The sequence below is a fragment of the Bartonella sp. AA1HLJMS genome, from assembly GCF_042197445.1.
Lineage (GTDB): Bacteria > Pseudomonadota > Alphaproteobacteria > Rhizobiales > Rhizobiaceae > Bartonella.
In genome coordinates, this window is sequence record NZ_JBHIRW010000001.1 from 52284 (window position 1) to 77805 (window position 25522).

19 protein-coding genes and 1 tRNA gene are annotated in these 25522 nt (G+C 37.6%); 5 read left to right on the forward strand and 15 right to left on the reverse strand.

Annotated elements, in window-relative coordinates:
- Positions 1-79 precede the first annotated feature (79 nt).
- The 4 genes from ACFIQE_RS00215 to argH form a co-directional block, all read right to left on the reverse strand.
- Positions 80-2509: a TIGR02302 family protein gene (locus tag ACFIQE_RS00215; RefSeq protein ID WP_375629068.1), complete on the reverse strand. Its 2430-nt coding sequence runs from the start codon at positions 2507-2509 to the stop codon at positions 80-82.
- A 126-nt stretch (positions 2510-2635) separates the two neighbouring features.
- A complete protein-coding gene (gene lysA, locus ACFIQE_RS00220; RefSeq protein WP_375673658.1) occupies positions 2636-3916 on the reverse strand; it encodes a diaminopimelate decarboxylase in 1281 nt (426 codons plus the stop codon).
- 8 nt (positions 3917-3924) lie between these two features.
- Complete coding sequence (locus ACFIQE_RS00225; RefSeq protein ID WP_375645305.1) at positions 3925-4104, reverse strand: LPS translocon maturation chaperone LptM; 180 nt, start codon at positions 4102-4104, stop codon at positions 3925-3927.
- A 51-nt stretch (positions 4105-4155) separates the two neighbouring features.
- A complete protein-coding gene (gene argH / locus ACFIQE_RS00230; RefSeq protein ID WP_375645309.1) occupies positions 4156-5556 on the reverse strand; it encodes an argininosuccinate lyase in 1401 nt (466 codons plus the stop codon).
- Positions 5557-5588: 32 nt separating this feature from the next.
- On the opposite strand from argH, the gene ACFIQE_RS00235 reads away from it, so the two are divergent.
- Positions 5589-6284, forward strand: a complete 696-nt coding sequence (locus tag ACFIQE_RS00235; protein ID WP_375620929.1) for a TlpA disulfide reductase family protein — start codon at positions 5589-5591, stop codon at positions 6282-6284.
- A 2-nt stretch (positions 6285-6286) separates the two neighbouring features.
- Here the strand turns inward: ACFIQE_RS00235 and ACFIQE_RS00240 are convergent, their stop codons facing one another.
- The 7 genes from ACFIQE_RS00240 to ACFIQE_RS00270 form a co-directional block, all read right to left on the reverse strand.
- Positions 6287-6763, reverse strand: a complete 477-nt coding sequence (locus ACFIQE_RS00240; protein WP_273790302.1) for a YaiI/YqxD family protein — start codon at positions 6761-6763, stop codon at positions 6287-6289.
- A gap of 30 nt (positions 6764-6793) precedes the next feature.
- Positions 6794-7648, reverse strand: coding sequence for a YihY/virulence factor BrkB family protein (locus tag ACFIQE_RS00245; protein ID WP_375612213.1), 855 nt, complete (start codon positions 7646-7648; stop codon positions 6794-6796).
- Between the two features lie 411 nt (positions 7649-8059).
- Positions 8060-8989, reverse strand: coding sequence for a prephenate/arogenate dehydrogenase family protein (locus tag ACFIQE_RS00250; protein WP_375620927.1), 930 nt, complete (start codon positions 8987-8989; stop codon positions 8060-8062).
- A 1955-nt stretch (positions 8990-10944) separates the two neighbouring features.
- Entirely contained in the window at positions 10945-11985 is a 1041-nt protein-coding gene (holA, locus tag ACFIQE_RS00255) for a DNA polymerase III subunit delta (RefSeq protein ID WP_375620926.1), read from the reverse strand.
- 4 nt (positions 11986-11989) lie between these two features.
- Positions 11990-12784 (reverse strand): ABC transporter ATP-binding protein, encoded by a 795-nt coding sequence (locus ACFIQE_RS00260; RefSeq protein WP_375620925.1) that lies wholly within the window; start codon positions 12782-12784, stop codon positions 11990-11992.
- On the reverse strand, positions 12777-13673 hold the full coding sequence (locus ACFIQE_RS00265) for an ABC transporter permease (RefSeq protein WP_375620924.1): 897 nt from the start codon (positions 13671-13673) through the stop codon (positions 12777-12779). Before ACFIQE_RS00265 ends, ACFIQE_RS00260 begins: the two co-directional genes overlap by 8 nt.
- A 63-nt stretch (positions 13674-13736) precedes the next feature.
- Positions 13737-14714, reverse strand: a complete 978-nt coding sequence (locus tag ACFIQE_RS00270) for an ABC transporter substrate-binding protein (protein ID WP_375620923.1) — start codon at positions 14712-14714, stop codon at positions 13737-13739.
- 186 nt (positions 14715-14900) lie between these two features.
- Here ACFIQE_RS00270 and ACFIQE_RS00275 point away from each other — a divergent pair.
- Positions 14901-14975: transfer RNA gene (locus ACFIQE_RS00275), tRNA-Gly, on the forward strand.
- Positions 14976-16725: 1750 nt separating this feature from the next.
- Here the strand turns inward: ACFIQE_RS00275 and thiD are convergent.
- Positions 16726-17580: a bifunctional hydroxymethylpyrimidine kinase/phosphomethylpyrimidine kinase gene (gene thiD / locus ACFIQE_RS00280; RefSeq protein ID WP_375620922.1), complete on the reverse strand. Its 855-nt coding sequence runs from the start codon at positions 17578-17580 to the stop codon at positions 16726-16728.
- A 130-nt stretch (positions 17581-17710) separates the two neighbouring features.
- On the opposite strand from thiD, the gene ACFIQE_RS00285 reads away from it, so the two are divergent.
- The 3 genes from ACFIQE_RS00285 to ACFIQE_RS00295 all read left to right on the forward strand — a co-directional run bounded on the left by ACFIQE_RS00285 (position 17711) and on the right by ACFIQE_RS00295 (position 21774).
- The gene (locus ACFIQE_RS00285) at positions 17711-18517 is read left to right on the forward strand and encodes a lysophospholipid acyltransferase family protein (RefSeq protein WP_375620921.1); all 807 of its coding nucleotides are present in this window, start codon (positions 17711-17713) and stop codon (positions 18515-18517) included.
- Between the two features lie 692 nt (positions 18518-19209).
- Complete coding sequence (locus ACFIQE_RS00290; protein WP_375611309.1) at positions 19210-20307, forward strand: D-alanyl-D-alanine carboxypeptidase family protein; 1098 nt, start codon at positions 19210-19212, stop codon at positions 20305-20307.
- A 405-nt stretch (positions 20308-20712) separates the two neighbouring features.
- Positions 20713-21774, forward strand: coding sequence for a CobW family GTP-binding protein (locus ACFIQE_RS00295; protein WP_375620919.1), 1062 nt, complete (start codon positions 20713-20715; stop codon positions 21772-21774).
- Between the two features lie 892 nt (positions 21775-22666).
- On the opposite strand, the gene ACFIQE_RS00300 is transcribed toward ACFIQE_RS00295, so the two are convergent.
- From ACFIQE_RS00300 to ACFIQE_RS00310, 3 genes are all read right to left on the reverse strand, one after another.
- Positions 22667-23416, reverse strand: coding sequence for a L,D-transpeptidase family protein (locus ACFIQE_RS00300; RefSeq protein WP_375620918.1), 750 nt, complete (start codon positions 23414-23416; stop codon positions 22667-22669).
- A 40-nt stretch (positions 23417-23456) separates the two neighbouring features.
- On the reverse strand, positions 23457-24413 hold the full coding sequence (locus ACFIQE_RS00305; RefSeq protein ID WP_375611312.1) for an acetyl-CoA carboxylase carboxyltransferase subunit alpha: 957 nt from the start codon (positions 24411-24413) through the stop codon (positions 23457-23459).
- 78 nt (positions 24414-24491) lie between these two features.
- Entirely contained in the window at positions 24492-25430 is a 939-nt protein-coding gene (locus ACFIQE_RS00310; protein WP_375611313.1) for a site-specific tyrosine recombinase XerD, read from the reverse strand.
- Positions 25431-25522 lie beyond the last annotated feature (92 nt).

Sequence of the window (25522 nt, forward strand, 5' to 3'; positions counted from 1 at the left end):
TCATTTTTTTGGAGATAAACCCCATAGAGGTTCTTCATATACTGTTTTTGACATCAATTAAGAAAAAAGCCAACACTGGTTAATTAAAATGAAGCAATCTTTCAAGATAGTTTTTTTCTTCTTCTGAAAGATGCTCTTTACCAAGACGTTTGCGAATTTCATCCAAAATCTGCCGCGTACGCATTTGATCACTTTCTTGTGGTAGTGCCTCGCCTTCTTGTTCTTCATCTGTTTTTGAAGAAAGTGGACGTCCTAACGGATCTTTAGGACCAGAATCAGCATTTTGATCATTTCCCGTTTCTTTAAGTGTTTCGCGCATTTTTTTCAAAACATTTTGTGCACCTTGCCTCAAAGATTCCAAAGCATCAGACTGATTTTGTATAGATACCTGATGATTTCCATTATCAAGAGCATTTTCCGCAGAATTCATTTTTTCTTCTGCCCTTTTCAAGGCGCCCCCTGTTTCAAATCCTTGTTCTGATAATTCTTTTTCTAATGTTGATAATTCAGATTGCAATTCAGCTTGACGTTTTTTTAAAGATTTTTTTTGTGTTTCCGGTACATTTTCTCCGCGTTTTTGTTCCATCTCTAACTGATGTGTTTCATTGAGAATTTCTTGCTGACGACGCATTAAATCTCCAAGCTGGTCCATCTTTTCTTTCATTTGTGCAGATTGGCTTTTTTCTCCCTCATTTTGATTACCTTTTTGCACATGCAAATGATCAAGCGTCTGTTCAACTTCCGCCAAGAGTTGTTCAGCTGCTAAAGAAGAGCCTGTTTTAGCCATTTCCTCAATTAAATTTAACTTTTCTTGTAATGTAGCTTCAGAAAGATTAGGACTTTTTGAGCTTTTAGAATTTTTAGAAACTTGACTATCCGGTGCTTTTTCAGCCAAAGCACGAATATACTCATCCATAGCTTGACGTAAATCTGCCATAAGCCGTTCAATTTCTGCCGCTGAAGCACCGTAACGCAATGCATCACGTAAAGCAGCTTGTGCTTGTTTTAACTTTTTTTGCACGGATTCAAGTTGATTGCCTTCAATACCCAAAGCAATTTGCCATAAATAATCCACCACATCGCGCAAATCCTCGTCTGTTTGTGCTAAAGAAAGTCTTGTCCACGCACTTTGTAGAACAATAAAATGCGATGCATTTTGCAACCCCTTTTCTGGACGTACAAGCAAAGCAGAAAGCATATCAAGTACCCGCTCTCGCGCTAAAGGATTAAGAGCTAATAAACGACGCAGTTCAACCACTGCGCGTGCAACAGGATTCGAAAAAACACGCTGTGGTAATATCATAACAAAAGTTTTGCTACGCCCTTTCTGCCCCGCACCATCTTCTGCCACCAAAGTAATTTTGACTTGCGAACCCGCCCATGGATGCGCTGATATATCCTGCACCATTCGCATTTTCCCCTTTCCACCACGCGGAAGAAGAAGCTCTATTTCCGGAGCATTATAAAGAGAAGAAGCACTTTTATTCTGAGGAAGAAAAGGCTCTATTTCAACAAAAGCCTTTGTCACACCATAATCATCATCCACCACATATCGTAACTCCAATGATCCCGTTAAAATCCTCCCTGGTTTTTCCAACCAATGAATTGTTGGAAGCGTGTCCTTAATTATCTGCAAATGCCATTGCTGTTTTTTACGACGTGATGATACAAATAAATTTATTGGATGCTTTAAATGTGTTTCAAAATGAACAATTGGATCATTCAAAGCTGTTTGTTCCGTTTTCTCTGAAAACGAAACTTCCCTCCCATCTTCTACAGACTTTGCTTTTACTGTAATGCCAGCCCCATTGACAACACGCACAACAACATTACTCCCTTCAGGGATTTCTAGTTGTGTTTTCTCATCTTTTGTCAAATAAATCGGTGCCACACCGGTATAAGCAGGTGGTGTTACCCAAGCATCAATCCGCATGAGTTTTTCATCAACGATAGGACGAAAATCAAAGGCATCAGCCAAACGCCCCCCTTGTGAACCAAAAGAAAAACTAAAAGCGCACACAAAAAGAAGAGCACACAAAGCCCTCAAAGCTAAAGGATCATAATCCGCACTATTAAGAGAGATAAATCCAGTTTTTAAATGGTATAATTGCTTTGCCATTCGGCGTTGATGTTCACGCCAAATAACAGCACTAAAATCTTCATCATTTTCAGAACATAAACGATCTGTCTGAATATTCAAAGGCTGATGTCTAAGATCATTGACGCGTTCAAGGCGGCAATTTACTTCCCGCATTGTGGGAAACCGAAAACGAATAAGAAAAAATAAACTCGCCCCAGCACAAATAAGTATAACCCCAAGTAAGAGCAAATGTGACCAATAGCCCAAAATACCAAAAAGTCCCAACCAGCTAAACGAACAAAAGAGACTAAGAACGAGGAAAAATGGTAACAACCGTACCCACATCCGTTCAAATGAAAGGATCCCCCACATCAAAATGCGCACACACAAAAGCTTCATTGCAAAACCTTTGATGTTTTTATTTTTCATAAACAAGCATTTATCCCCTTTTATCGTGGTGCATTAAGATCATAAACCCCATACAAAACAATTTCTAGAAAATAAATTGTTTCATCAAAGTTTAGTAAAAATAAGACCCAAAATATTTAATAATGCTCAATCTAATTTGGGCTCAATCCAATCTGGAATATGATCACAGCCTATCAATTGTGCATAATCAAGGCGTGGACGAATGACTGCATAACGCGTATCCTGAACCAGAACTTCCGGCACCAAAAGTCGACTATTATAAGTGCTTGCCATCACTGCGCCATAAGCCCCTGCTCCTGTTAACATCAAAACATCACCCGCTTTCAACACTGGTAAAGAACGTTCCAAACCTAAATAATCACCAGTTTCACAAATAGGACCGACAATATCAGCATTAATCAGAGGGGCATCTATTGGTGTTTTTTTCACTGGCATTACATTTTGCCACGCATCATAAAGCGTTGGACGCATGAAATCATTCATCGCCGCATCAACAATAACAAAATTTCGTCCTTCCGCCTTTTTTAAATACACAACCGATGTCACCAACACACCGGCTTCACCAACAATACTACGCCCAGGTTCTAGGATAATATTGATCCCTAAAGGCGCAATATGTTTCTTTACCAGTGCTGCATACTCAAAAGGAGAAGGTACTGGATGCTTCTCATAACCATAAGGAATACCAAGCCCGCCCCCAATATCGATATGGGTTATCGCATAACCATTATTCCATAATTGACGCACAAAATCTGCAACAATAACAAATGCATCCTCAAACGGTTTTAAATCACAAATTTGACTGCCAATATGGAGATCAACACCACACACATGAAGACCGGGCAATTGAGCTGCTTTTTTATATGCATCACCCGCCAAAGACAGTGGAATACCAAATTTATTCTCAGACTTACCTGTTGTAATTTTCTTGTGAGTCTTAGCATCCACATCAGGATTAAGGCGTAAAGAAATACGAGCTGTTTTTGAAAGCGCAGCAGCCCGCGCCGATAATTGTTCAAGTTCTGGCTCTGATTCAACGTTAAAACAATAAATATCTTGTGCAAGAGCAAAATCTATTTCTCTCACTGTTTTACCAACACCAGAATAAACAATATTCTGCGCAGGAATACCAACAGCAAGTGCACGCCGTAATTCCCCTTCTGAGACCACATCAGCTCCCGCTCCATTGTTAGCTAAAAGTTGTAAAACTGCTTGATTGGAATTCGCTTTAACCGCATAAGCAATTAAACTCGGCATATCATGAAATGCATTCTGATAATCTTTAAAATGTGCAACGATTGCGCTAGCTGAATAACAATAAAAAGGTGTTCCAACTTCCCGCGCAAGTTCCAAAAGAGAAAGACCTTCAGCGTGAAGCACACCCTGATGATAAGAAAAAAAACGCATAAAAATTCCTATTGTATTAACCGATCAAGAATAAAAGGTTTATCTGTTTTGCCTTGAGAAACAAAAGTTCCTTGTGAAGAATTCACTCCTGTTGAAGGAGGTAACTCTAATGACCCTTTACGCCCACACCCAACGACACCAAAGCCCCCAAAAAGGACAATCATCAACCCCTTTATTATAATTTTCATCTGTCCTCTTTCCTCATCTCGATTTCTTTTTTACCTTTAAAATACAATCACTCAAGCGCTCACGAGACGCTTTTTCCAATACGCAATTTGTCGAAGAACCTCTGAAGGCGCTGTTCCCCCAAAGCTTTTACGACTTTCAACAGATTTTTCAACGGTCAAAACATCAAAAAGTGTCGCATTGATATCAGGACAAATTGCTTGAAGTTCATCTAATGATAAATCATGAAGGCGACACTGTTTTTTTTCTGCCAATGCCACAGCACACCCTGTGATGTGATGTGCTTTGCGAAAAGGAATCCCTAAATTGCGTACAAGCCAATCCGCAAAATCTGTAGCTGTTGCATACCCTAAATCCGCTGCTTGTTTCATGGCTTTTTTATTCACTTTCAAATCAGCAATCATCCCTGTCATTGCTGCTAGTGATAATTCCAAACTCAAAGCCCCATCAAACACATATTCCTTATCTTCTTGCATATCCTTTGAATAAGCAAGCGGTAATCCTTTCATCACCGTTAACAATCCCATAAGTGCACCATTCAATCGACCTGCTTTCGCTCGTACTAACTCTGCCGCATCAGGATTTCTCTTTTGTGGCATAATAGATGAACCCGTTGAAAAAGCATCTGATAAATGAATAAAACAAAACTGTTCACTTGACCAAAGAATTATTTCTTCTGCTAAACGTGAAAGATGTGTTGCACAAAGAGCGCCAGCGCTTAAAAATTCCAATGCAAAGTCACGATCTGAAACACTATCAATTGAATTGCGTGTAGGTTCGCGAAAGCCTAGCGCTTTTGCTGTCATAAAACGGTCAATTGGAAAGCCTGTCCCCGCTAAAGCAGCCGCCCCTAAAGGCGATTCATTCATTCGCTCAAGAGCATCACGCATCCGCGATAAATCTCGACCAAACATTTCAACATAAGCCATCATATAATGACTCAATGTTACGGGTTGAGCCAATTGTAAATGCGTAAAGCCTGGCATAAAGGTATCAACATGTTGTTCTGCGCGAATAAGTAATTGCTCTATCAATCCTTTTAAAGCTTGTGCTATCTTTTGCGTTGCTTCACGTACCCACAAGCGAAAATCAACAGCAACTTGATCATTGCGTGAACGCGCCGTATGCAAACGCCCAGCTACAGGACCTATCAATTCGCTCAGCCGCGCTTCAATATTCATATGAATATCTTCAAGCTTTCGTGAAAAAACAAATTTACCGTCTTCAATTTCTTGGCGAATAAGTTTCAAACCATGAACAATTTTTTCATAATCTGATTGTGAAATGATTTTCGTTTGCGCTAACATAGCCACATGAGAAAGAGAACCTTCAATATCTTGTCGATAAAGTTTTTGATCAAAATCAATAGAAGCATTAATTTCTTCCATAATTGCAGCAGGGCCTGCCGCAAACCGACCACCCCACATTTGGTTCTTTAACTTCTCATCTGTCATATTCTGAAAACACCCATCCAAAGGACAAAATTATGATTTTTCAAATTTTCATCAGCGAAAAAAACAATAAAAAAAGGCAACTCTCCCTTGCATTCTTTATCATTGCATTGAGTTTATACGCAACCATAAACTACGATACCAAAAGAGAGTTTTTTCTTTTCAATTTCATTTCAGCAGCACAAGCACAAGAAATAAATACTGATAAAGCACGAGCAGAAAAAATGATGGCGATACGAAAAGCAGCAAAAGGCTTTTTTAGCCACATACGATTTGCTGATACGCCCTCAGATATGAATAAACTCTCTTTCAAGGATATTCTAGGAAAAGAGCACACACTCAGCGAATTTACTGGAAAACCAATGCTGGTCAATCTATGGGCTATTTGGTGTGCACCTTGCCGCACAGAAATGCCTGAACTTGCGCAATTAAAACGTGAATTAGGTGGAGAAAACTTTGATGTCATAGCTATTAATATCGATAAAACTGCTTCTCCTGAAAAAATTCAGCAATTTTTACAGAATATTCATTCAGATAATTTGCTTTACTATCGCGATGAAACAATGGATATTTTCAACAATGTTAGAAAACAGGGGCTCGCTTTAGGACTCCCCATTACATTACTCATTGATAAAGATGGATATCTCATTGCTTCTTTCAATGGTGCAGCTCCGTGGGCCAATGACGATGCCAAAGCACTTATAAAAGCAGTCATTAAAGAAGCCCTATAACTTTAATAACCGCGTCTTTTTAAACGTTGTATAACAAGATCCAGTGCTGACAAAAAAGCAGAACGGTCTTTACGAGAAAAAGGACGGGGACCACCTATTATACTGCCCTGTCCACGCAAATCTTCCATCAAATTGCGCATCGCCAAAGCCTGACCAATTGAATTTACATCAAAAATACGCCCCGTTGGCGAAAGACAAAAACCCCCAGCTTGCACAACCCGTGCTGCTAAAGGAATATCACTGGTAATAACGATACTTGCCTCATGCACATGTTCTACAATCCAATCATCAGCACCATTGAATTCACCAGCAACGACCACTCTTTCAATGAGTGCTTCATCTGGAAGAGACAAAGAACGATTTGCCACAACAAATGTCTTAAGCTGATAACGATTCATCACACGATAAACTTCATCTTTTACAGGACAAGCATCCGCATCAATCAACAAAGTGATAGCAGGCTTTATTGGGATATTCATACCTTGGCTTTCAAGCAATAATAAACTCTTTCATTCATCTGAATGTTGCAAATCCTTGCGATAAAACATTATCGCCGCGTTTATTTCTCCTCCCAAAATAAAAATTGCACTCAATATGTAGAGAAAAATAATAGCAACCATAATAGATGCCAACCCTGCATAGGTAGAAATATAATCAAACATCGTTAAATATTGCGCAAAAGCGATAGAAGCCATAAACCATATAAACATTGTCACCACTATTCCTGGTAAAATATCTATAATTTTCCGCCGCCCTGCTGGAAGCCATTTATGAACAATCAAAAGACTGATAAACAAAATAACGATTGCAACTGTATAACGCCATACACGAATAACAGCAATATATTCAGTCATAAAAAAAGAATGATTTTGCATAATTTTGATCAACAAAGGCGCCAGAATCAATAAAAAACTAATCACAACAAGACCAACAGCTCCAAGGATTACAAAAAACAGACTTTGAAAACGACAAAATAACAAACTCCGTCGATCAGTAACACGGTAAGCTTTATTTAAAGCCGTACGCAAAGCCTCTATCCCATTAGAAGCAAAATAAGCCGTTCCAATGACAGAAAGCGTCAACACACCTCCTCGATGAATGGTTAAAACATTGACAATTTCCTGAGATAACGGCTCTGCAATAACATCAGGCAATAACTGCACCAGTGCTTTAATTTTCTGCGGTGTATAGGTAAAAGCACCTAGAAAACGAGCAAACGATGTTCCAAAAATAAAAAAAGGGAAAAATGCTAAAAGCCCCGATAGCGCAACATGGCTTGCAAAAGCACTCCCACTATCACGCCAATAATGACTTACTGCGTCACCAAAAATACGATAGCTATACCAAAAGATATTTTTTAACAAAACTCAATACTTTCTGGTAAAACTCTTCCTCAGTCTATTTCAAGTTTTATAAAAATCATCAAAACTCTGCAAATAAACATTTTGCAATGTTGCAATATAACGGTCAATAATCAATACGGTCAAGCCCGACTTTATACCAAAACAAAAACAATAACCCACTCTATGAAGTTCTACAACGACTTCATTTTTTTGTTACTTCTACAGATCAGTAACCTCTTCTGTGCATCATATGCCCTATAGAGAACTAAGCAAGATGATCGTGCACACATAAAACCTTTTGAAGTCATGGTTATCTGTATCGAAGCAATCACCACTCTTTTTTATTGCAATCTATGACTGAATAAAGAAAAAACTTCTTATCGATTTCTAGAAAAAACCAACGAAATTCAACAACCCCCCCCTTGCTTTTATTTACCCTTTTTTAGAAACACTCTGACGTCCAAAATCAGGAGCATCAATTTCCTGTCCAGCATCAATAATATTGCGACGTACAGCACGCGTACGTGTAAAAAAGTTAAACAGTGTCTCACCATCTCCTAAATGAATTGCCCGTTCTAAAAAAGCAAGCCCTTCACTAAAACGACCCAACATTTCTAAAATAGCATCTTTATTATGCAAACAAATATCCCGCCACATAACGGGATCAGAAGAGGCCAAACGCGTAAAATCACGAAAACCGGAAGCGGAATAAGCAATCACTTCCGAATTTGTTACTTTTTCTAAATCACTCGCTGTCCCAACAGTATTATACGCAATCAAATGGGGTAAATGTGAAACAATAGCCAAAACAAGATCATGATGCTTAGGTTCCATCTTTTCGACACGCGCACCACAAGCTTCCCAAAACGCTGTTAATTGTGCGACAGCAGCAGCATCGCTATCCGCAAAAGGCGTTAAAATACACCAACGATTCATAAATAAATCAGCAAAACCAGCATCCGGTCCTGAATATTCCGTTCCAGCAATTGGATGCCCTGGAATAAAATGAACCGTTTTTGGCAATAAAGGTGCCATTTCCGCAATAACCAACGCTTTCGTAGAACCAACATCACTCACAATCGCTCCAAGTTTTAAATGATCACGAATGGTTTTTGCCACTTCTGCACTAGCCCCAACAGGAACAGAAAGAATAACCAAATCTGCTCCTTCAACAGCTTTTGCATTATCTGTCGTATAAAAGTCCCCAAGCTCCAATTCACGCGCTCTTTTCAGGGTTTCTGGACGACGTGTTGCAATAGAAATCTGAGCCGTAAGATTTTTCTTTTTAATCACTCTTGCTAAAGAAGACCCAATCAGACCGATCCCAATGAGTGCTATTTTTTCAAACTGGATATGGAGCATCTTTCACCTTCAAAGATTCTTTGCAAATGGCAATAAAGACAATTGTAAAATCACAATTTTCTTGTTTGTTTGTTCAAGAGTTATGCGTAAAACATTAAAAAATGACAACTAGGGAATAAAGAATAACGCAGTTTACCAATTATCACCTGCGCAAGCTGACAACAGATCACTTTACCTAGAAAACACATAAAAAATAAATGACGAGAAATCTAAAATCACGCTCTAAAACTCCCTCTTAATTACTGATCAAAGCGCATCACCGAAACAAAATAAAATGCACTCTCAATTAGGATAACAACGACTCTACATAAAATCCCATCAGTTTACTTTATCTTACTAATTTACTCACAAAAAAACACATCAAAAGCGTAAGCAGACACTAACTCTTCTCCAATTATCCCGATACGTTCATTAATTTGTACATTAGACCTATATAAAACGTATTGCGTCTCCACCTACAACATCAACATAAGTTTCGCGAATATTGAAAACACCGTAAAACAACGCATACCAAAATATACCATTAAAAACATTTTCCTCTCCCGATTCCGGATACCGTAAATCAAATAAATATGAGAAAAACACGCCCTCTCAATAAAGAAAAAGTTTGATAACAAAAACACCGAATATCCCTTTAATGGAATCACACCCCTTACGTAAAACAGAACGCCCTCAACAGAATAAATTTGGATTACAAATTCATGGGTTTGTTTTAAAAGGCATCTCGCTCCCTAGCCTATCTCACGACAGTGTTCGTAAATGTTATAACTATAAATCTATTAAGCACGACCCTCTTCACACTTAATAAAACACTATCATTATATTTTCCTACCCCCAATGCTGCAAAAAACCTTGGAATTTGAGAGCATTCATAAGAGGCATTTTTAGTGCTTTCTTGTACAGCTTTTATCCACACGCCCCCCACTTATGACGTGCAAAAGACATTGTTCTGATTGATTTAATATGAAAAATAATAAATTATTAATAATAAACAATGGCTAGCTCTGTTTATGAGACACATTCATTGCTAAGATAATCATCTCTGTATCAAACATAAAAGTTTCCCCATAAGTGCTGTCGTTTTCATCATAATCTATTTTGACCTTCTCCTCATCCCACGAAGATTCTTAATTCATACAGATCTGCACACCATTCACTTTCTTGTCTAAAAGATTCCTCTAGCTCACTATTTTATGTGATTCAATTAATCTATAATACATTGATTTATAAAAATAACAATTTTTTTCAATTTGAATTATAACTTCGAATACTGTAAAATTCTTCCATCACAAACCCTCTTATCAATTAAAATCTCTTGTCTACACGTCACAAGAAGACACGTGAGAAAAAATGATGAAAAACGCTCTCTAATGTTAAAAACTGTAGCAACATTAGAGGCTAGCAAAGTATATAATGAGTGTCGACTTTCACTTTTATTAAGCGTAAAGATAGAGTGGCTCTATGGGTTTTATATTCTTCACAAGGAACTTTACTTCTACACCATTCATAAACACCGCCGCGAAATAGATATGACGCGCATTGAAAAATATTTCTAAGAAAGCGTATGAATCTACCATACAAGTGTCTTCTGTTGTTTGAGATACTCTGTTTTACATGGGGATGTTACTCCATTAAGACTCTATGAACCAACCTAATATTCACCAAATACCCACACAAAAAAACATCGAACACATAAAATTTGATATGAGCCTCGTATCACTACTCTAAAAAACAGTATTTTACGACACAACAAAATAATAAAACTGTTTCAAAATGGCCTTTTGAAAATAAACTATTTCTTTTGAAGAAAAATTTCTATCAAGCTTTCAAGCTCCTAAAATGCATCTTCAAAAATACAAGTTCCACCAACCTCTACTTGATAGCATAACAGTTTTAATTGCTGAAAATACCTCTGTGGTATACCAAAAATAAAAAATCATTATATTTCTAAGCTGTTAAGCTGCCATCTGGCGTCGTGCAATAATTGTAAGCCCTAACAAAACTTGACGAATGATAGCTTCGCCCAAAAGTGGATTTTTACGACTGTCTAAAACAGCACTCTGAATTCTTTCCATTGCATAAGAAATTTGTTCTAACTTCCAATATTTTAAAGCTTGTTCAACGATCTTTTTCCGTTGAAAAAAAATGGGAGGACGAGCTTCAGAAACCACCGTAAAAGACGATTTTCCTTCAACCTCTACCTGATAACGCAATAGCTGTAATTGCTGAAAATGCCTTTGAGCTGTACTCAAAATTAAAAAAAGTGCCCCCTGCACTGCTGCATGTCGGTTAAAATGCGCTTCAAAGCCTGATATATCGCCCAATAAAAGAGCATCAATGACTTCATCTTGAGAAAGAACACTTACATCACTTACAACAGCTTTCACATCTTCAAGAGTAATATGAACATTTGCAGCGTAAAGACAAAGCTTTTCTAATTCACCTCGTGATACAAGGCGATCCGCCCCTAAACATTCATGCAACCATCTACGTGCATCTAAAGAAAGAGTCTTCTTAAACTGTCCTAAAACCTCATCAATCAAACCGTCAAGAGAACGCATATCATCGGCAAAACAGGGCAAAGCCATCGCTTTTGATGCCGTTTCAACAGCATTGCGCAACCCTGTTCCTTTTTTTAAATCCCCTGCCTCAATGAGAATAAAACAAGCTTCTGGTGGCTTCTCAATTAAAAGTTTTAAAGCAGCAAGAAAACCTTTTTGGTTAGCAGCATTAGAGATCCATATCAAACGATCTCCTCCAAAAAGAGATAACGTACGCGCTTCATTTTCTAAACGTGCAGGATCTTTATCAATTTCAGCAGCATCCAAACGAATTGTCGAAAATGGATCTTCTATTGCTACCCGTGTAAGTTTTGCAAAACATTGTGCACGCTCACAAATAAGACCACGATCTGGCCCATAAATGAGAACAATAGGAAAAGCACGTGAAAAACGCATTAGAAACTGATCAACTTCATGTGCTTTTTTCTGAGCCACACTATTAATCCATTAATAGTTCATCATCATCAAGAACTTCCCCGCGAACTTTCTGAAACATGCCAATTAAATCATTGACATCCAAGCCCTTCCGCTCTTCATGACAGACATCCAAAATCACTTTTCCACCATGCAACATCAAGGTACGATCGCCATAATCAAGAGCTTGACGCATAGAATGAGTCACCATGATAGTTGTTAATTTTTTCTCTTCAACGATTTTTTCAGTCAACCGCATCACAAAATCAGCCATTCCAGGATCAAGCGCTGAGGTATGTTCATCAAGCAATAAAACATCCGCATGTGCTAATGTTGCCATCACAAGACAAACTGCTTGGCGTTGCCCACCTGATAAACTATCCATAGGATTATGAATATATGTTTCAAGACCAATGCCTAATTGAGCAATTTTCTCTCGAAAAAATTGCCGTTTCTCATGATTTAAAGCCGCACGCAAACCACGACGACTTCCTCGAAGAGCAGCAAGAGCCAAATTTTCTTCAATTGTTAAAGAACCACAACTTCCCTCTAACGAATCTTGAAAAACACAAGCAATTTTTCCAGCGCGTTCACTGACTGATTGCCTAGAAACATTTTGTCCATTGATAACCACTTTCCCTGTTGAAGGAAGCGTTGCACCCGCTAAAACACTGAGCAAAGTTGATTTACCAGCACCATTTGAACCAATAACCGTAACAAAACTACCCTGATCAATTTTCAGGTTAATATCAATTAAAGCCTGTTTTTCCAAAGGTGTTTGCGGTTTAAATGTGACCCCAACATGAAAAAACTCAATCACGTTTATGCCTCCTCCAATAGCGTGGCACAATAAGGGTTAAAATAACCAACAGTGAAGTAATCAACTGAAGATCTGTCGACGTATCAATACCAATGCCATTTGCTTCAAATGCAAATTGCACCGCCACACGATAAAGCACAGACCCTACAATACAGCTGATTATAATCCAAAAAATATTGCGCGTACGAAAGAGAGTTTCACCGATAATCACGGCTGCCAATCCAAAAACAATTGTTCCAATTCCACCGGTAATATCTGTTGCAATCGCAGTTTGAATATAAAGAGAACCACCAAGTGCCACACACGCATTGGAAAGCCCCATTCCAAAATATATCAATGCTGATGTATGAACACCTTGCGCCGTCGCCATGCGTGGATTAGCTCCCATTGCACGCATAGCAAGACCAATTTCACTTTCCAAAAAGCGCCAAATCAAAAACGCCATAACGAGCAACACAATACCAACGAAAAGAGGACGCACAAAAATATCAGACAAACCAAACAGATTATAAAAGGGCGTTAACGCCGTATCAGCAAGAGCTAAATTAACATTAGACCCTCCCATAATTCCCATAATACGAAGATTAACCGTATAAAGTGCCGACATTGTTAAAATAGAAGCTAAAAGATTCAAAATGCCAAAACGCAAATTCAACATAGCTGTTAATAAACCAGCCACCATACCTGCACAAAAAGCGCATGCCATAGCTATCCATGCATTGAAACCCAAGAGAATCAAAACACCACAGACACAGGATCCAAGAAGAAACGATCCATCAACCGTTAAATCAGGAAAATCTAAAACCCGAAATGAAAGATAAACCCCTATAGCAACAAACGCATAAATAAGGCCTAATTCCACAGCACCAGAAAACGCAAATATATTCATGTAAAGACAATCCCCATGAAAACTTAACGTATTTTTATTGTATCAACACTCTATCAATAAAAGTTATTGAATCACTTTTGTTGCACGGTCAATAACTGCCTGCGGAATAATAATCCCTGCTTTTTGGGCTGCTTTCAAATCAATTCGAATGTCATTATTAGCCGCCTGCACAACATCAATATCACCAGGCTTTTCACCCTTTAGAATACGCACAACCAATTTCCCAGCATCAACCCCTACATCATAGAAATTCACACCTTGCGTCATAAAAGGCCCGCGCCCGATAGTATTAGCATCAACAGTAAATACAGGCATATTGGCTTCCTCTGAGACCTTTATTGCACCTTCTAAAACAGATAAAATCGTATTATCAGCAGGAACAAAAATAATATCGACCTTACCGATTAAAGCGCGTGTTGCTGCCTGAACATCTGAAGGCTTTGGTGCCGATGAGGGAATAATTTCAATTCCAGCTTTTTTTGCTACATCCTTTAACGTTTTAAGTGTCGAAACAGAATTTGCCTCAGAAGCATTATAAAGATAACCAATTTTTTTCAAATCTGGTTTTACTTCTTGTAAAAGTCTAACACTTTCTGCAACATCTATACGATCAGAACTCCCCGTCATATTACCGCCAGGTTTGGTAAGCGAAGAAACTATTTTAGCTCCGATAGGATCAGAAATTGCTGCAAAGACGATAGGAATTGTTTTTGTTGCCGCAAGCATCGTTTGTGCTGAAGGCGTGGTAATTGCTACAATAACATCGGGTTTATCACCAACAAATTTACGCGCAATTTGCGTTGCTGTTGAAATATTACCCTGCGCTGATAAAAAGGTAAGTTGAAAATTTTCACCTTGCTTATAACCATTTGCTGCAAGCACATCTTCCACACCTTTACGAACAGCATCCGCAGCAGGATGGACCATAATTTGCGTTATTGCAACTTTAACGTGTTTAACTTGGTCATCGGCCTTTGCAACACTGTTCATCATAAAAACAGTTGCAATGATAATCCCTAATATATTTATTCTCTTCAACATTATATTCCACCCCTCTCCATGCAAAAATTAAAAAAGGAATAATTTATGACTGAAGAATTTTCTAAAATCAATCTTTATTTCATTTTATCGAAACATGGACAAAATAAATCAAACTAAAATGATATTTTTTTGTTGCAATTCATAGAAGCCTACGCCATACAGACAAGACATATATCGAATCGGTAAGCGGGTGTAGCTCAGGGGTAGAGCACAACCTTGCCAAGGTTGGGGTCGTGGGTTCGAATCCCATCGCCCGCTCCATTGAATTTTGTATTTATTCGTTCTTGTGTGGAGTTATAGCTTGTCATCGGTTGTTGTAGCTGTATGTATGTAGCTTGCCAGCAGGTTTTATATATATATTTCCACTGTAGCTTGCCAGCAGGTTTTGTATGTTTTGCCACTAGGTTTTGTACCAATTTATTTTTTTCAAAGAGTTTTTAAGGGGTTCTCAAAGGGTCTTCAAGGACCTTTCAAAGATCATTTAAAGGTCTTTTATGTGTATTGTTACTTTTTCTATATCGCAGTCGATGATGAAAAATCTCTCACGCTAATTGTAATTATTTTCAAACGAAATAAACTGTTTTCACCTATTATTTAGAGTAAATTAAGTTTTTGGGATTTCTGGCACATCATTTGAAAGACAAAAGAAATGTTCCCTTGTACTTGTGCAAACAGCGTGGACATCATTTGATAATCCTCTTTCTTGAACAAATTCTTATCCAGAATAATCTTCAATACAAAAATAAATTAATAACTTGGTTTATAAAGATAATTTATAATTATTCATATTGAGCAAGCGTCTAAAATATCATAGGATTATCTCATTTCAAATCTCTATACATTAAAATCACTCACAATCATCTGCTCACGCATAACAGGAAAAATTGAGGCATCAATAAAATTCACTTGAAGAAAGGAATAAAAACTCTTCTTCTGAAAACTCTGAAATACCAAAGATTATCGCAAAATTGGGAGCTAAAATAGTATAGAGGAGTACCCCTTTCACCTTGAAAACGTAAAAATGGGGAGCATAATAGCTTTATACACTTCATAGAGGCTTTAGACCATTCACGAACGTTATTATAAAATGGATATGACACACTTTGAGCGAAATCTCTTTAAAATAGACATGTGAATTAACAATATAAATGCATTCTATTTTACATGAGGAGCATAACTTCAAATCAAAATAAGGTAACATAAAGTATTGAAACCATCATAGCGCACAATAAAATCAGACCATTTTAAATGTTTAATGGTAACCTCTGCTAAACAACAGAATGAAAATTCAATTTTGAAAAGATTAAACCATATGCTACAGGTCTATTGAAAATCCGATTGTGCAATCGACTACCTTCTCGCTAAAGCTTAATCACTATAAATATAAAAACCTTAAAGTCCGCTCTAAATTCGTAAAAGTTTCTAGATCTTGCTGTATTAAATGTTGAAACTCCTCATGGCTACTCATCTGAAACGCCAATAATTTCATAAAGCAGTTCCATAAAAAAGGATAATGACGTTGTAATATCCGAAAAAAATTTACCACATCACCTGAAAGATCATTGATAATTCCATCAGGAAGTATCAATTTCTATTTAGAAAACCCTATCCATGCCGACAAAAACTATGTAAATGTTAGATATATAATAATTTTGATGACGATTTTGGCTCATCCTGTTTTACCACCAATATAAGAAACAGCGAATATAGTGGATCCGCCAGCTTTAATATCGCCTTGTAAAAGGTCTTTCCCTCTACTCTTTTTGCTATCAAATCCTGATTTTACAATTCCTTGCTCTCTTTTTTATACTCAAAATTGCCTCTGAAACAGGATAGATTAATCGTAAAAAATATATAAAAGAAACAAATTATAACATTTTTTCTTATCCTTCTTAATACAAAATAACTGTTAATCTACAATGCGCTAACACTTATCAGTCACAAGTCCAAAACATCATATAATGACGAAATAAATTCATAGAGTGAAGATTTTTCACTATCAACCGTTGTATTAATCTTTCCATAATGCATAAAAATGATGAAGCGGCCCTCGCCCTTTCCCTACTTTTAAAGCATCTGAGGCAGTTAAAGCGCCATGCAAATAATCTTTTGCTTGTTTAACAGCGCAATCCAAAGGTTGAGTAGGTAACAGAGCTGCAATGGCAGCAGAAATGGTACACCCTGTCCCATGATCATGAGTGGTTGAAAGACGAGAAGCTTCAAGTATAAAAAGGTTTTCACAATCACAATAAAGATCTGGACTAGAACAATCGTAATTTTCTGTACTATTTTTGGTAAGCGTATTCAAATGTCCCCCTTTTAACAAAACTGCATGACACCCTAGCGCCAAGAGTCGTGGAGCATATTGATACATAGTCTCTAAAGACCATTGCACTTCACATCCCAATAACAATGCAGCTTCAGGCAAATTTGGCGTGATCAAAGTTGACATCGGCACAAGAACATCACGCATAATTTCAATTGCATCAGACTTTAAAAGAACATCACCACTTTTTGCAACCATAACCGGATCAAAAACAATGAAACGCGCTTTATGATAAGCAAGACGTTCTGCAATAACCTGTGCAATCTGAGCATTTGCAACCATACCAATTTTAACGGCATCAACATGGATATCCTCAAAAACAGAATCAATTTGATCTGCAACAAAAGAAGCATCTAATGCCTGAAAAGAACGCACACCCTGAGTATTTTGTGCAACAACAGCTGTAACCACACTCATACCATAAGTTTTCATAGCTGAAAAAACCTTCAAATCCGCCTGCATTCCAGCGCCACCAGAAGGATCTGTTCCCGCAATAGATAAAATCCGTGGAATAAAAAGTTTATCTTTTTGTAATTCCATTAACCTCTTTCCCTTCTGTTTTTAAATATCGAAAAATGAGTTACCGAAAAAATAGATGCTTGAGAAAACATAAAGAAGATGTTTTCTCATGTGAATTATATTATATATGAAGTCTTCTTATAGATATAAAATGGAAAATGTAGTGCTTATCCTTCGTTCTATTCTTTTTACGTTCGCTTTTTATACAACAACTTTCATACAAATGATTCTTTACGCTCCCGTTTATTTTTTAATGCCCCGCAAAAAGGCATGGATTGTCCCTAAAACATGGGCACGCGTTACACTCTTTTTGCAAAAATACATCGCAGGCACAAATTATGAGATTGAAGGTTTAGAAAATCTTCCCAAAGGACCCTATATCATTGCTCCAAAGCATCAATCGGCTTGGGAAACTTTCAGTCTTGTTCCTTATTTTGATGATCCCACTCTCATTTTAAAACGTGAATTGATGTGGATTCCATTGTTTGGCTGGTATATGGCAAAAACGCAAATTATCCCCATTAACCGCACAACACCCATCAAAGCCTTAAAAATGATTATACAAAAAGCAAAAGAGAAAGTAAAACAAGGGCGCCAAATCTTGATTTTTCCCGAAGGAACACGCCGACAACCCGGTCAAGAACCAGATTATAAGTCAGGAATTGTCGCGCTCTATAATGAATTAGGACTTCAAGTTGTCCCTATTGCACACAATGCGGGTTTATATTGGCCACGCAATAATTTTCGCCGCTATCCCGGAACAATTCGTGTCCGTATTCTTCCCCCGATAGAAGCGGGTTTAAGCAAACGTGATTTTCTAGATCAACTTGTCCAAAAAACTGAAAAAGCGTGTGATGAACTGCTTCTCTTAGCAGCTCAAGATCCTACCCCTCCTCCTATGCCACCATACGCTGTTCAGAAACTTCAAAAACTAAATCATCATGAAACAATGCACTGATTGATAAGAATAATGCATAACTTTGTATATTGAGCGGAGTATAGGGAACAAAAATATAAGAAAGATACTTCAAACTTTCTAATTCAAAATTGTAAAACACTTGTACATGATAAGAAATGATCAATGTGTAAATTTTTTTGAAAAAGAATTCTTCCTCTCTTTAAAATCATTTAAATAACATACATCTCATTGATTTATAAGGATGTTTTAGCGTTATTCAACTTGAATGAGAACCCTGAATACCGTAAGATTTTCTCATTTCAAATCTATTCTAGGTTGAATCAATTAGAATCATTTTCTTACACATTACAAGCGGGGATATCTGTGTGAATAAAACGATACAAGAAAAGATTAAAATGCTTTTTACGAACCGTCTCAAGTGCCAAGGGCTATCCTAACAGGAGAGCAAGAAAAATGCATGATTATGCAGATTCATTCCTTTCTGAGAAATTCAATCCCTCCAAGAACCTGAAATCTTGTACAATCTTCATTATTTAAAAAGTATTTCTTGAGATACTTAAGTCATCAAACCAAATTCAAGGGGAAAATAAAAATGAGAATTGGTTTTTATCCCACAGACACAACGGATACAGCAATTAACCATCTTTCCTTCCTATCCTAGACTTAAATGCTTTGTGTGCTACATTAAAACAATTCTAAATAACGAATAAGAGGGAACTAGATTTAAATTAATGCGACGTCTCTTCTATAATTTATTTTTTTCTGTGATTTTGAGTTTATCCAGCGCTGTTGCTCTAGCGCAGCCTTTTATTTCTGTTGATGTTACAACGAGGCGTATCTTAAAACATAATCAAGCTTTTGAGCGTTGGTATCCTGCTTCCTTGACAAAATTAATGACCGCTTATGTTATTTTTCGTGCCATGAGCCGAGGGGAAGTTTCACCAAACAAACATATCACCATCAGCGAATACGCCGCAAAAGCTCCCTCATATCGTTCAGGCTATAAAGCTGGTTCTGTACTCACACTTGATACAGCCTTAAGTATCACCATGGTTAAATCTACCAATGATTTAGCCATTGCCATGAGTGAAGCTGTTGCGGGTTCACAGAAAGATTTTGTACGTAAAATGAATAGCGAAGCTAAACGTTTAGGCATGTTTGGCACCCATTTTGCGAACGCAAGTGGTTTACCAGATCCTCAAAACTACTCCACGGCACGCGATATTGCTCTTTTAGCCGTTCAAATACGTCGAGAATTTCCACAATATGCTCATTATTTTTCTATTCCAGCCATTGATTTTGGTAATAATCGAAAAATCCAACATAACTCAAACAACCTCATTGGCCGTTTTTATGGGATAGACGGTATGAAAACAGGCTTTATTTGTGCCTCTGGTTTTAATCTTGTTGCCTCAGCCACCCGCAATAAACGTACAATTATTGCTGTCATTCTAGGTGCTAACAACATAAGTGAAAGAGAAGAAAAAGCTGCACAACTTCTTGAAATAGGATTTTTGCACCAAGGAAGCCCCCAATTAACACTAGCAACATTAAAACCTTATGGGAGCAACATAACACAAGCCAACAATATGAGACAACAAACATGCACACCTGAAGCCATAAAAATGCATGCAAATTCATATGATGATCAAGGAAATATTATTCTCACCTCACCTTTTATCACTGCTCCACCTTCTTTTTCTCATCCTTTATCAGTACACCTCATTCGTACGCCACAAACACCTAAAATGACAGTAAAACCACTAAGAAAACCCTATATTCCGTATAAAAGGCACGCAAACCATTCTATAAAAAGCCATAAATCATAATCTACAATTAATTATAATACTTTGATTTATAATGATAATTAATTATTTTGTACCTTATGTCAAAACCACAAGTATTGTAAGATTCTCTCATTTCAAATCTGTATTTGTTGAATCAATAAAACCAGTCTCTTGCGCGCCACAAGGTGGATGAACATGTAGATAAAATAATTAAAACAAGGAATAAAAATCCTTCCTATAAGTCCTTTCAAGAACCAAAAATTATCATAACATTGACGCTAAAAGTGTATAATATACCCACATGCACCTACCTTTATAAGCGTAAAGATAGTGGTACAATGGATCTCATGAGGGATTAGCCATTACATCCCTCACGGACATCATTATAAATTGGTTAGACATACTGAGATATATTTTTTAAAAACAAAACTATGATTGATGATTAACATGAAAATAAAGCGCATCCCTCTCACGCTTATTACGGGTTTTTTAGGCTCTGGCAAAACAACTTTGCTCAACCGTATGCTACAAGACCCTCTTCTAACAGAATGTGCTGTTATCATCAATGAATTCGGCGAAATCAGTATTGACCACCTTCTGGTTGAAAAAACAACAGAAGGAATTATTGAGCTTGCCAATGGTTGCTTATGCTGTAATTTACGCAGTGATCTCATCGACACATTAATTGATTTAATAAATCGCGTTCAGACAGGACAGATCAAACAACTCCATCATATTATCATTGAAACCACAGGGATGGCTGATCCCGCCCCTATTTTAAAAATACTTTTAAGCCACCCATTGTTTATTCAAACATTGTCCATAAATGCTGTTCTTGCAACATTTGATACATTAAGTCCACTTTCCATATGTAAGCGCTATCCTGAAATATATAAACAATTAATATTTGCTGATAAAATCATTCTCACCAAAACAGATCTTAGAGACCCACAAACGCTTTCAGATGCACTCCTTAGCACACTTAAAACAATGAATCCTACAGCACAAATCATTGACGCCCATTCTAAAGATTTCTGTTCAAATCTATTAATAAATAACACATTATGGGATGAAAAAGTAGAAAATACAAAACTTAAACAAAATCTTACGACTACCCCACATGATCATCCCCCCCATAAAACCATTCGTACCTTTTCACTAAACTGTGAGGGTCATGTTGATTACGCCACAATTGAAGCTTTTTTAGATCTCCTACAAGAGCGTTATGGTACAAAATTATTACGTATTAAAGCAATTATCGCATTACGTGATGACCCTTATCGCCCACTTGTATTACATGGCGTACAAACATTTTTTCATCCTCCCATAAGATTACCAGCATGGCCAAAAGGAATAAAACAAACACGTTTCGTCATCATTGCCGATGGTGTTGAAAAAGACGCAATACAAAAGCTTCTCAATGCTTTTTTTAATAAACCAGCAATAGATACTGCAGACAAAACAGCTCTCTTAGAAAATCCTCTAGTCATTCCAGGAATAAAATTTTAATTTTTTCTCCCCTTCAATGATATAACATTAAATTCATTAGCACCACCATCTTTATGCTTTTAAAGGAGCAAACCGGCACCATTACACACTTTGCTAATTCCCAATGTTGAAACAAGCCCTTGGTACTTTAGATGGTTTGTAAAAAGCATTTTAGTCTTTCTTACACAGTTTCACCCACGCGGTTATCCCTGCTTGTAACGTGCAAGCAAATGGTTTTAATTTATTCAACATGGAACAGCTTTGAAATGAGAGAATCTTACGGTATTCAGGGTTCTAATTTAACTTGAATAACACTAAATTATCATTATAAATAAAATTGTTATGATAAAAAATTTAATATCCATCAATCTGCAAACAGATTGTTTTCTCTCTAAATGCGCTTCATCTGCAAACCACTTCATGTGATTCATTTCACAGACAGATTGACCAAATTCTTGGTTCTAAAATATTCTGCTCAACTCTATATTTATTCAAGCTAATTGAAATCAAAATCCCTGTTAAGAAAAAAACCAAAATCAGACAGAGGCAATATTGCATTTTAAAATATGTGAATGTATCTTATATAACAGCACGACAAGACAATATTTTACAGCATAAAAGAATAAAACTCTTTGAAAGAAATAAAAAGAGAGGTGCATTTTATGTTAACTTACTCTTCACTAAAAATGAAGATTGACACCAGTGCCGATGTGCAAACAATCCAACTTCTTTGAGAAAATTCCTCTTGGCTTCCCACTTCATATGATTTACTTACATTAAGGCTCTATGAAAAAACTCTGCACTTTAAGACTATTGACCACTCACTTAAACACCTTGTGTGCAAAGTTTTTGCATATCCTGTATCGCCATTATTAAGTGATAGTGTTTACGGTGCTGTAAGATACAATAACACTTACTGCATTAGAGAAACTGAAGTTTTATCAGTATCGCGATTAAAAACGTAACGTTTTTCATAAACCTCAACAGTTGGAGGTTGACGATTTTTTTCAAAAAAATCATAACCTTTCTTAAGCATAACCCAGAATTGATAATGAGGATTCTTGCTATGACGTGACATATTAACCTCGGTCATGCGGAAAGGAAAAGCCTGCAACTGAAACTCTCTTTGTCCTCCTTTAAAAGCATCCCGTGCAAACGCATAAATCTGAGCCATGTTCTTATCACTCATAGAATAACAACCTGCGGAAAAGCAAGAACCATGCACCATAAGATTGCTTCCTGTGCGACCATTTTCCTGATCATAAAGGTTAGGAAATCCTATATTAAAAGAGAGATAATATTTTGAATAAGGATTCATTTGGTTTGCGCTAATAGTATAAAAACCCTCTGGTGTCTGAAGATCCCCTTCTTTATATTTAGGTCCAAGCTTACCAGACCATTTGCAAATGCCATAGCGAGCAACCAAGATAAAAGGTCCTGAACGAGATTGCTTCCAAACTTCAGCAAGATTTTCTTCCTTAAAAAACCGCATCATAATCGGTGCATAGGGATCTATATCATACAGAACCATTCTATTTTTGATTTCTTGCGGCAACGGCTGTTCAACTTTAGCGCGAATAGAGGCTGGTAATCTTCCTTCACATGCTGCCAATAGTCCCATTACAAACAACACACACACAGCGAGGAATCTGCTAAATGTCATCGAATAAAACTCCAATCCAACACCCCTCACAAAAAATAACCTATGTTAGAGACCGACCAATTTGAAGGTATTTTTCCCTTCGCTCTTGTTTAAGCACTTGACCATCTTTTCCAGCCATAGCTTTTAAAGCCTCTGAAATAACATCACCCGTTGCATCAATGACAATCTCTTTGCCACGATGCGCTCCCCCTAAAGGTTCCGAAATAATGCCATCAATAATCTTTAAGCGATACAAATCTTGAGCGGTAATACGCATATTCATTGCAGCATCTTTTGCACGAGCTGGATCACGCCATAAGATAGAAGCTGCTCCTTCTGGTGAAATAACAGAGTAAATTGCGTGCTCCAACATATAAACTTTGTTGGCAGCCGCGATTGCTATCGCCCCTCCAGAACCGCCTTCTCCAATAACAACGGAAACCACAGGAACTTTCAAACGCAAAGTTGTAGCTGTTGATTGAGCAATTGCTTCCGCTTGCCCACGTTCTTCAGCGCTTACCCCAGGATAAGCACCTGCTGTATCAATAAAAGTAAGGAGGGGCAAACCAAAGCGGTCAGCCATTTCCATAATACGTACAGCTTTACGATAGCCTTCTGGACGTGCAGAACCAAAATTATAGCGCAAACGTGTTTGCGTATCGTGACCTTTCTCTTGACCAATATAAGCAACGGCCTCACCTTTAAAGCGTGCAAACCCCGCTTGAATAGCCTCATCTTCAGCAAACTTGCGATCTCCGGCCAAAGGCGTAACGTCACTCAATAGGCGTTTAGAATAGTCCATAAAATGGGGACGATCCGGATGACGAGCGACTTGTGTTTTTTGCCACGGCGATAATTTTTTATAAATATCGCGCAACGCTGTTTGGGAACGCGTTTCAAGACGAGCAATCTCGTCACTCATATCAAGACTGCCTTTTTCCTGAGAAATTTTTTTTAATTCAAGAATTTTCCCATCAAGATCAGCAACTGGTTTTTCAAAATCAAGATAATTATACATTTGTGTCAACTCATTCAGTGTCACTTATACACTTATAATTTGCTTTATAAAGTCTTTTTCAAAAACATCACCTTTTCTTTAACGAGCCTTTTGCTCATCGGCAAGTGGATGATGCTCATTGACTAAACGATAAAGTCCCTCTTCCAACACATGGGTATAAATCTGAGTGGTAGCAATATCAGAATGACCTAACAAATGTTGAACGGCACGCAAATCAGCACCATTTTGCAAAAGATGACTAGCAAAAGCATGACGCAACACATGGGGAGAAAAGCTATCACTTCCTATCCCTGCTCTTCTAGCGAGATTTTTCAACTCTCGTGCAACGACTTGACGAGCAATATATCCTGTCTCGGAATGCGCAGGAAAAAGATAAGAACTCGTAGCGTCCTTTCCCTGATCACGCAAATTTAACCACTGTGAAAGAACTTGGCATGCTTTTTTTGATAACAGCACCATTCGTTCTTTTTTGCCCTTACCACGAACCAAAACGCTGTATTCATTCCTTCGAACAGACTGAACCGGCAGACTCACCAACTCACTAATACGTAACCCTGTTGCATAAAGCATTTCAATCAATAGCTGAAGACGCAGTGCACGGAAATAACCTTTGGACCCATAGTCTGCTTGATTGACTTCTAACTCCGCAAAATCAAGCAATTTTATCACTGCATCTTCACTCATGATTTTGGGCAAAGGACGCCTCTGACGAGGTGCATCAATATCATGAGAGGGATCATCTGCTCTCAACCCTTCAGCATAAAGGAATTGATAAAACTGACGCAAAGTTGATAAACGGCGCGCTTGCGACGATGCCGCAAAACCAAAAGTATGCATAAGTGACAAAAGAGTAATTAAATCTTCTTTTTGTGCTGAAAAAAGCGAAACAGAGTGTGAAGACAATTCGTCTTGTGCCCACTGCAAATCATGCTGATAAGCCGCAAGCGTATGAGACGAAGCCCCTCTCTCCGCACTCATCATCTCAAGAAAATGATCTATCACAGCACCACTTTTCATTTCATTGATTCGCTTCCGTAGAAAGATTCCATGAATCCAAGGGAACATCAATGTACATATCCACAGTTACTGGTTCAACCCAAACCACAAGA

Coding starts and splice junctions, on each gene's coding strand:
- ACFIQE_RS00215 (WP_375629068.1), bottom strand. CDS start 2,509: ATGAAAAATAAAAACATCAAAGGTTTTGCAATGAAGCTTTTGTGTGTG.
- lysA (WP_375673658.1), bottom strand. CDS start 3,916: ATGCGTTTTTTTTCTTATCATCAGGGTGTGCTTCACGCTGAAGGTCTT.
- ACFIQE_RS00225 (WP_375645305.1), bottom strand. CDS start 4,104: ATGAAAATTATAATAAAGGGGTTGATGATTGTCCTTTTTGGGGGCTTT.
- argH (WP_375645309.1), bottom strand. CDS start 5,556: ATGACAGATGAGAAGTTAAAGAACCAAATGTGGGGTGGTCGGTTTGCG.
- ACFIQE_RS00235 (WP_375620929.1), top strand. CDS start 5,589: ATGATTTTTCAAATTTTCATCAGCGAAAAAAACAATAAAAAAAGGCAA.
- ACFIQE_RS00240 (WP_273790302.1), bottom strand. CDS start 6,763: ATGAATATCCCAATAAAGCCTGCTATCACTTTGTTGATTGATGCGGAT.
- ACFIQE_RS00250 (WP_375620927.1), bottom strand. CDS start 8,989: ATGCTCCATATCCAGTTTGAAAAAATAGCACTCATTGGGATCGGTCTG.
- ACFIQE_RS00265 (WP_375620924.1), bottom strand. CDS start 13,673: ATGAATATATTTGCGTTTTCTGGTGCTGTGGAATTAGGCCTTATTTAT.
- ACFIQE_RS00270 (WP_375620923.1), bottom strand. CDS start 14,714: ATGTTGAAGAGAATAAATATATTAGGGATTATCATTGCAACTGTTTTT.
- thiD (WP_375620922.1), bottom strand. CDS start 17,580: ATGGAATTACAAAAAGATAAACTTTTTATTCCACGGATTTTATCTATT.
- ACFIQE_RS00285 (WP_375620921.1), top strand. CDS start 17,711: ATGGAAAATGTAGTGCTTATCCTTCGTTCTATTCTTTTTACGTTCGCT.
- ACFIQE_RS00290 (WP_375611309.1), top strand. CDS start 19,210: ATGCGACGTCTCTTCTATAATTTATTTTTTTCTGTGATTTTGAGTTTA.
- ACFIQE_RS00295 (WP_375620919.1), top strand. CDS start 20,713: ATGAAAATAAAGCGCATCCCTCTCACGCTTATTACGGGTTTTTTAGGC.
- ACFIQE_RS00300 (WP_375620918.1), bottom strand. CDS start 23,416: ATGACATTTAGCAGATTCCTCGCTGTGTGTGTGTTGTTTGTAATGGGA.
- ACFIQE_RS00305 (WP_375611312.1), bottom strand. CDS start 24,413: ATGTATAATTATCTTGATTTTGAAAAACCAGTTGCTGATCTTGATGGG.
- ACFIQE_RS00310 (WP_375611313.1), bottom strand. CDS start 25,430: ATGAAAAGTGGTGCTGTGATAGATCATTTTCTTGAGATGATGAGTGCG.